The sequence below is a fragment of the Flavobacterium sp. GSP6 genome, assembly GCF_003984855.1.
Classification (GTDB): domain Bacteria; phylum Bacteroidota; class Bacteroidia; order Flavobacteriales; family Flavobacteriaceae; genus Flavobacterium.
In genome coordinates this window covers 52,715-59,765 of record NZ_RYDO01000018.1, presented here as the reverse complement: position 1 = coordinate 59,765, position 7,051 = coordinate 52,715, and the positions used below count along the sequence as shown (strand labels likewise).

The 7,051-nt window shown below is 32.2% G+C and carries 8 protein-coding genes and 1 other RNA gene; 7 read left to right on the top strand and 2 right to left on the bottom strand.

Features of this window, described 5'->3' with window-relative positions; genetic code table 11:
• The 6 genes from EKM03_RS15020 to EKM03_RS15015 form a co-directional block, all read left to right on the top strand.
• On the top strand, nt 1-1,196 hold a 1,196-nt coding region (locus EKM03_RS15020; protein WP_158616374.1), incomplete at its 5' end, for an AAA family ATPase.
• 107 nt (nt 1,197-1,303) lie between these two features.
• Nucleotides 1,304-2,227 (top strand): DUF6371 domain-containing protein, encoded by a 924-nt coding sequence (locus EKM03_RS13870; RefSeq protein WP_126564456.1) that lies wholly within the window; start codon nt 1,304-1,306, stop codon nt 2,225-2,227.
• 11 nt (nt 2,228-2,238) lie between these two features.
• A complete protein-coding gene (locus EKM03_RS13865; RefSeq protein WP_126564457.1) occupies nt 2,239-2,850 on the top strand; it encodes a hypothetical protein in 612 nt (203 codons plus the stop codon).
• A gap of 25 nt (nt 2,851-2,875) precedes the next feature.
• A complete protein-coding gene (locus EKM03_RS13860) occupies nt 2,876-3,163 on the top strand; it encodes a hypothetical protein (RefSeq protein WP_126740620.1) in 288 nt (95 codons plus the stop codon).
• Between the two features lies 1 nt (nt 3,164).
• On the top strand, nt 3,165-3,416 hold the full coding sequence (locus tag EKM03_RS13855) for a hypothetical protein (RefSeq protein WP_126564459.1): 252 nt from the start codon (nt 3,165-3,167) through the stop codon (nt 3,414-3,416).
• Nucleotides 3,417-3,435: 19 nt separating this feature from the next.
• Nucleotides 3,436-3,585, top strand: a complete 150-nt coding sequence (locus tag EKM03_RS15015) for a hypothetical protein (protein WP_158614867.1) — start codon at nt 3,436-3,438, stop codon at nt 3,583-3,585.
• Nucleotides 3,586-3,825: 240 nt separating this feature from the next.
• On the opposite strand, the gene ssrA is transcribed toward EKM03_RS15015, so the two are convergent.
• Together ssrA and EKM03_RS13845 are read right to left on the bottom strand one after the other, a co-directional pair.
• Nucleotides 3,826-4,222: a transfer-messenger RNA gene (ssrA, locus tag EKM03_RS13850) on the bottom strand.
• Between the two features lie 106 nt (nt 4,223-4,328).
• Nucleotides 4,329-5,528 (bottom strand): serine hydrolase, encoded by a 1,200-nt coding sequence (locus EKM03_RS13845; RefSeq protein WP_126555487.1) that lies wholly within the window; start codon nt 5,526-5,528, stop codon nt 4,329-4,331.
• A 249-nt stretch (nt 5,529-5,777) separates the two neighbouring features.
• Between EKM03_RS13845 and EKM03_RS13840 the strand changes: the two genes are divergently transcribed.
• On the top strand, nt 5,778-6,980 hold the full coding sequence (locus EKM03_RS13840; protein WP_126568657.1) for an NAD(P)-dependent oxidoreductase: 1,203 nt from the start codon (nt 5,778-5,780) through the stop codon (nt 6,978-6,980).
• Nucleotides 6,981-7,051: the final 71 nt, after the last annotated feature.

Sequence of the window (7,051 nt, the reverse complement as noted above, 5' to 3'; positions counted from 1 at the left end):
TGGGTGGTGTACTTTGCAGCGGAATCGTGGTGCACTTTGTAGCGGAATCGTGGCGACCTTTGCAGCGGAATATCCAAGAACAAGGCGAATTTACAAAAAATTATAGTATTGATGCAGGATTTGAAGCATTAAACGAAGAAATCAAAGAGCTAAAACTTCCTTTTGAAGCAAAAGGCGAACTTTTACTTTCTGAAATAAGAGTAACTGACAAATTAGAACCGCCTGTTGTTGCCTTGAAAATTGCTGATAGTATTGTTAGCACTCTTGGAAACGTTTTGACAGTAATAGGAAAAGCAAAAAGTAGAAAATCGTTTCTTATTTCTGTTGCAATAGCAGTTGCAATATCAAAAGACTTTGTCTTTAACCTATTTACAAGCCATCTACCAAACGATAAAAGAACAATACTACTATTCGATACTGAACAATCAAAATACCACGTACAACTCGCTTTATTACGTGTGTGCAAAATGATAGGGATTAAAGAGCCTACTAATTTGAAGGTTTACGGATTGCGAAAATATGCACCATCTGAAAGATTGCAAATTATTGAATACGCAATTTACAATACTCCAAATATCGGAATCGTTTTTATTGATGGTGCAAAAGATTTAATCACTTCAATAAATGATGAGGAACAGGCAACAATGATTGTTTCAAAATTCTTGAAATGGACTGAGGAACTTACTATTTCAATTGTTACGGTGTTACATCAAAATAAATCAGATACAAACGCACGGGGTCACATTGGTACAGAATTAATGAACAAGTCCGAAACTGTAATTTCTGTTACCAAAGCCGAAACAGACAAAGAAATTAGTATAGTTAATGCTGAGGCTTGCAGAAATATGGATTTTGATCCGTTTGGCTTTGAAATTAATGAAGAAGGTATTCCAGTAATTGCAGAAAATTTCGAGATACGTGTAGCTACTAAAAAAGACAAGTTTGATATTACAGATTTAGAAGACTATAAAAAATACCAATTATTAACCGAAGTATTTAGTAAGGGCGCAGAATTTAGTTACAGTTTATTACAAACTCAAATACAACTTGCTTACAAAAGTCAATTCAAAAAAGAGATTGGGAAAAGTGCTACTGAAAAACTGATAACTGATTGTAAAAATAATAATTGGCTTACTCAAGAAGCAAAATTAAAGCCTTATAAGTTAGGAGAGTTTAACAGCGTCTTAGTGCCTTAAGGTATCATATATAAGGTACTACATAGTGCCTTACTACCTTAACCCCCTATATATAGGGGTAAGGTAAGGGAGTACAAAGGATTAATATATAAGAAATATTTAATAATATGAACACCGATAAATACATAATAGAAACATACAATCAGTACAAACTGGATGAAAACAAGAAATACAACCTTTGCCCTATTTGTTCACATACCAGAAGCACAAGAAACCAAAAGCAAAGATGCTTAATGACTAACTGGGAACGAGGTTTGGCAACTTGTCAACACTGTAACACCGTAATTCAATTACATTCATTTAAAGGCGTTAAAAGTGATTTTTTACACTATGTACCAGAACCAAAAAAAGCAAAGCCAGAAGGAAGTTTTCATTCAATGGAGTTTCTGGATAATGTTACTTTTAAGTATGATGACAATAATAATTTTAGTGAGTATCTGGAGGGGTTTTTTACAAGAAAACAAATATTCGATGCTGAACTGAAATTAATGATATTTTCGACAAATGACTTTTACAATAGATCAATTTGTTATCCATACATAAACGAGAAGGAAAACATTACAGGAATCAAAGTAATGGCTTATGATGAAAACGGAAACAGAAGGAGAAACAAGGAAGGAAACGGAATTGTAAACTGGATGCACTCGATACATAAGATTGAAAACTGGACAAATGACTTTTGCCTTTTTGGATTGCATCAAATAAAAGACAGAAGCGAAAAATCAATTCATATAGTGGAATCGGAAAAGACCGCATTCATAATGACAATAGTAAAACCAGAATTTATATGGTTAGCTTCTGGCGGTTTAACCTTCTTAAATAAGGGCAAATTAGAGCCTTTAAAGGACTTAAAAATAATACTTCATCCAGATAAAGGAAAAGCTTTTTCAATCTGGAATCAGTACGCAAATGAATGGAAGGAATTTAAAATAATTGTTTCACGAATTACAGAAGACAATCCAGAAATACAAGACAAAGGAGATTTAGCCGATTACTATTTACAAGAAAAATTTAAAATAACAAACATATAATTTACAAAACAATGACAAAAGTAAAAGAATTTCAAAAAGTATTTTTATACAAAAATGAAGAAGGAATAAACGCTACCATTAAACAAATGGAAGAGGGCAAAGAAGCATTAAATTTATTTATACTTTCAACTGAAAGAATAATGAGAACAAAATTTAACAATGAACAAAAAGAACAATTAAAAGTTAACGGAATTGGATTTATCAAAGAAACCTTAAAAAAGAAATATCCATTTAAAGAAGCGGATGAAAAGTTTAATCTGGATGCAATGGGAATGGGAGAAATTGAAAATTCATATCAATCTTACAATGTAAATTCTGGCAAATGGTTATATAATAATTTCAAATTAAATGACAAAGGATTTTATGAAGTGCCAGAAGAAGAAATTGAAAAGGCAAATGAAATGTTTTCTTATTATACTGAAAATGAAAAACAAAATAAAAGTTTACTAATAGCAGAAGGACTTGTTTCTTTATTTAATGAAGCAGAAGAATTTGGGTTTTTGAACGAGTACGGAAGGAAACAAATTTCAAATGTTTGGGATTTGCTCACAATCGGTGTTCATCCAGTACTTGGAACTTATAGAATAATGACAAATAAACAAATTTTAAGAAGCAAATTTTAAACTAAAGTAGTTAATAGTAGATATGATGAAAAGAACTAAATATGGAGGGCGAACCACTGGAACGCCCAACCAGAACACCGCAGAAGTAAGAGAAAAATTCTCTTTGTTATTAGAAAATAATTTTGATAAAATTCAAAGTGACATTGATTTATTAGAACCTAAAGACAGGATAAAGATACTTTTAGAATTAGCAAAATTTGTAGTTCCTACTTTGAAGGCGACAGAATTAACCATTGGAAACGAAAGCGAATTTAATCCAATAATAATAAATCTGGGTGCTAGTATTAATCCTGAACTTGAAGCAAAGTATTAAAATGACAATAGCAAACATACAAGAACTAAAGGATTTTATACTTAACAATGAATTGAGTAAAAACGATATTAACGAAATTCTCAGAGCAACTTTAAAAGTTTGGATATGTAAAGAGTACAACAAAACGGAATTGGTAAATATTATTGAAGACTTTTATTATAAATATCCAAACGTGCAAGATAGACCGCTATTTTTAGACGTTCCTAACGATGAAATCAGTATAAAGGATTTTGGCTTTACTGTCTTTGATTAATAAAATTAAAATTTAATAAATGAAAAAAGCAAATATTATAGCATTGAAAATATGGATTAAAAGCCAATCGACTTTGGAAAATGTTCCAAACAACGACCAACAAAAAAAGAAGGTAAAAGAGAATTTTAAAAAACATAATTCAATAGAATATGAAGAAGACTGGATTTAATAGAAGAATTATAAATTCAGTAAAGAAATAAGTTTGTCAGACTTATATTAGTGTTAGAAAGAACCTTTCAGAAATGAAGGGTTTTTTGTGTTTAGTTAGAAAAGTTAGAAAAGTTAAGTTTTTTCTGGGAGTAGTTCAGAGAAATTTTATTACTTAAAAATACTTATTAACAAGGTAAAAAGCAACGAAAGTGGCAACTAAAAAAATAAAGCCTTGCAAATCAAATGATTACAAGGCTTTCTGTGGAGTCGCCGAGAATCGAACTCGGGTCCAAACAAGCAACTAAAAAGCTTTCTACGCGTTTATTTTCTGATTGAGTTTTCGATACTGTGCTAGGCCAGAAACAGCCACACGATACTTATCTTCTTAATTTTGAAATCCACCCGAAGCTCATGGAAATCTAGGTTTATTTTTACGGTTCTCCTAAACTGAACGCCACAAACCAAGGCTTTCAAGGAGAATCCAGCTTTCCTATCTGATAGGAACGTGGCTTAATCGTACTATAATTCGGATTATGCAGCTAAAGCGTAGTTATTTTCGCCGTGTAAAATGGTAAGATCTTATATTTACGAGCAAGGTCTCAATGCTCGACGTGCTTACTTATCAATTCGACTTGCTGTCAAAACCAGTCGACCCCTTTTTGTTTAAAATTCCAATCCTGAATTTTAAGTTTGCAAATTTACACTTTTTATTGGGATTACTATTGCAAATCTAGTATCACTATTCTAAAATCATTCTTTTTTTTATTCATCTCTTAATTTGAATGGATAGTCGCCAAATAAGACAGCTAATTTTCGTACATTATACGTTTTTCGTGTAAATTTATTAGAAAGTGCTATAATAGTAACTCCTTCTTTTCTCAAAGTAATATAGGCTGAAGTATTTCCATGCCACCAGCCGTTGTGGAAATAAAAATTTTGTCCCGTTTCCCAATTGACCATTCGAATCCCCAAACCATAATTTTTTGTTCCTTTGCGTTCATTACTGTAGCCTTTATATACCTGACTTTGTAGTTCAGGTGTTAAAAAAGCAGCGCTATTTCTGGCTCTGTCAAACTTTAATAAATCACGTGGTGTAGAATAGATATTTTTATCTCCATAAACGGCATCCAGGTAATCTTTTCCTATCTCGACTTTGTTTCCTTTGTAGGATGTAACGGCAGTATCTTTATCTCTTTCATAATCAAAAACATACGTATTTTTCATATTAAGTGGCTTGAAAATAATTTGTTTCATAGCCTCTTTATAGGGAAGTTTTGTGATTTTTTCAATTATTAGTGCTAACATGGCATAATTGGTATTGCAGTAACTAAAACGGGTATCGGTTTTGAATTCTAAACCAATGTCTTTTGTAGCCATGATCGTCAGTATGTCTTGATTGGAAAGTATGTTGTGTCGGTCCCATATCGTTTTGTCTCGATCTGTAAAATAGGCGTAATTACGCATGCCGCTTCTGTGATTCAATAATGTTTTTATCGTAATTTCGGGATAAGGAAATTCCTTCAGGATTGTATTTACCTTTTGATCCAATTCGATTCTTTTTGCGTTTACTAATTTTAAAATAGCCGTTGCCGTAATAACCTTGCTGACAGATGCAATGTGCAGCGGCGTAGATTTAGTAATGACTGTTTTATCTTTGAAATTTGCATACCCTTCATATTTTTCATAAATAATTTGACCGTTTTTAGCAACCAGAAAACTTCCATTTGCGCTGTTATTGGGCCAATTTTTTTTGTAAAAAGAGTCTATTTCTTTTCTTTTTGAATCGACATATTCCGCGGTAAGTTTGGGCTCTAGGTTTGTTAACGGCTTCATTTTAGGCAATGTACTCTTTGGAAGTTGGGCATCACTTAATTCAACTTTCTTTTTCTCCTTGGCGCAGGAGCTCAAAATCAAAAAGAGGAGGTATATATGTAGTATCTTTGTTTTTTTTATAAAATTCATTTCTGTGGTGCTGGAAAGGCAAATATATAGAATCAAAGCCTTTTTGTTTGTTATTTTTTCTAAACCTTAACACTATTTTATCAGTAGACAGGGTACTCATTTTTGTATCATTTTGTACTTCAGTGACTAGGAGTGTACTGCCTGCAGATTTTAATTTTAAAATAAATTCAAATTCGTTTAAATTGTTATATTTGTAACAAATAAACGATATAAAGTTATATTAAACTAAGTCAAAAGCATTCAAAACGTATGAAATTTGGAATTTTAAAAGAACGGAAAAATCCGCCGGACAGAAGAGTTGTTTTCTCACCTAATGAATTAACAAAGCTGAAACAACAGTATCAAGAGTGTATGGTAAAGGTAGAATACTCTGATATTAGAGTTTTTACCGACTCTCAATATGAAAATCAAGGCATCGAATTGACTGATGATATCAGTGATTGTGATGTTTTGTTTGGGGTAAAAGAAGTACCGGTAGAAAATTTGATTCCTAACAAAACCTATTTCTTTTTTTCGCATACCATAAAAGAACAGCCCTATAACAAAAAATTATTGCAGGCTGTTTTAGAAAAAAATATCGATTTGTACGATTATGAAACAATTGTAGATGCTAACAATCGCAGGTTAATTGGTTTTGGTCGTTATGCAGGGATAGTAGGGGCATACAACAGTATTCGTGCTTTTGGAATAAAATTCGAATTGTTCAAATTGCCAAAAGCAGAAACATTATCCGGTAAAGAAGCCTTAATAGCTCATTTAAAACGATTAGTATTACCGCCTTTAAAATTTGTTATTACAGGAACAGGAAAAGTGGGAAACGGAGCCAAAGAAATTTTGGATGCTATAAAAATAAAGGAAGTTTCGGTGGAGAATTATTTAACTAAAAACTATTCGCAGCCTGTTTATACTCAAATAGATGTCTTAGAATATAACAAAAGAAAAGACGGGCAGGTTTTAGATTTTACTGATTTTTATCACAATCCAAAAGAATATGTTTCTGATTTCGAAAGATTTACAAAAGTGTCTGATATCTATATAACAGGACATTTTCATGCCAATGAGGCTCCGGTGATTTTGACCCGAGAAATGCTTCAATCCAATGATTGCAAGATCAAAGTAGTGGCAGATGTTTCTTGTGATGTGAATGGGCCAATAGCCTGCACCCTCAGATCATCAACAATTGCTGAACCTCTCTATGGGTATGTGCCAAATGAAGATAAAGAAGTGGATGTGTTTCATCCTGCGGCAATTGTGGTTATGGCAGTTGATAATTTGCCGTGTGAATTGCCAAAAGATGCCAGTGAAGGATTTGGAGAAATGTTCATGGAACATGTAATTCCTGCATTTTTCAATGGAGATAAAGATGGAATTTTGCAAAGAGCCAAAATAACTAAAAAAGGAAAACTGACTCCACGATTTAGTTATTTACAAAATTATGTTGATGGAAAATAAATCTTTTTTCTTATGAATCCAAAAGCCCTGAATACAACGTTGCCGGTTTTTTTTATTAAAAGTTTTTAGAC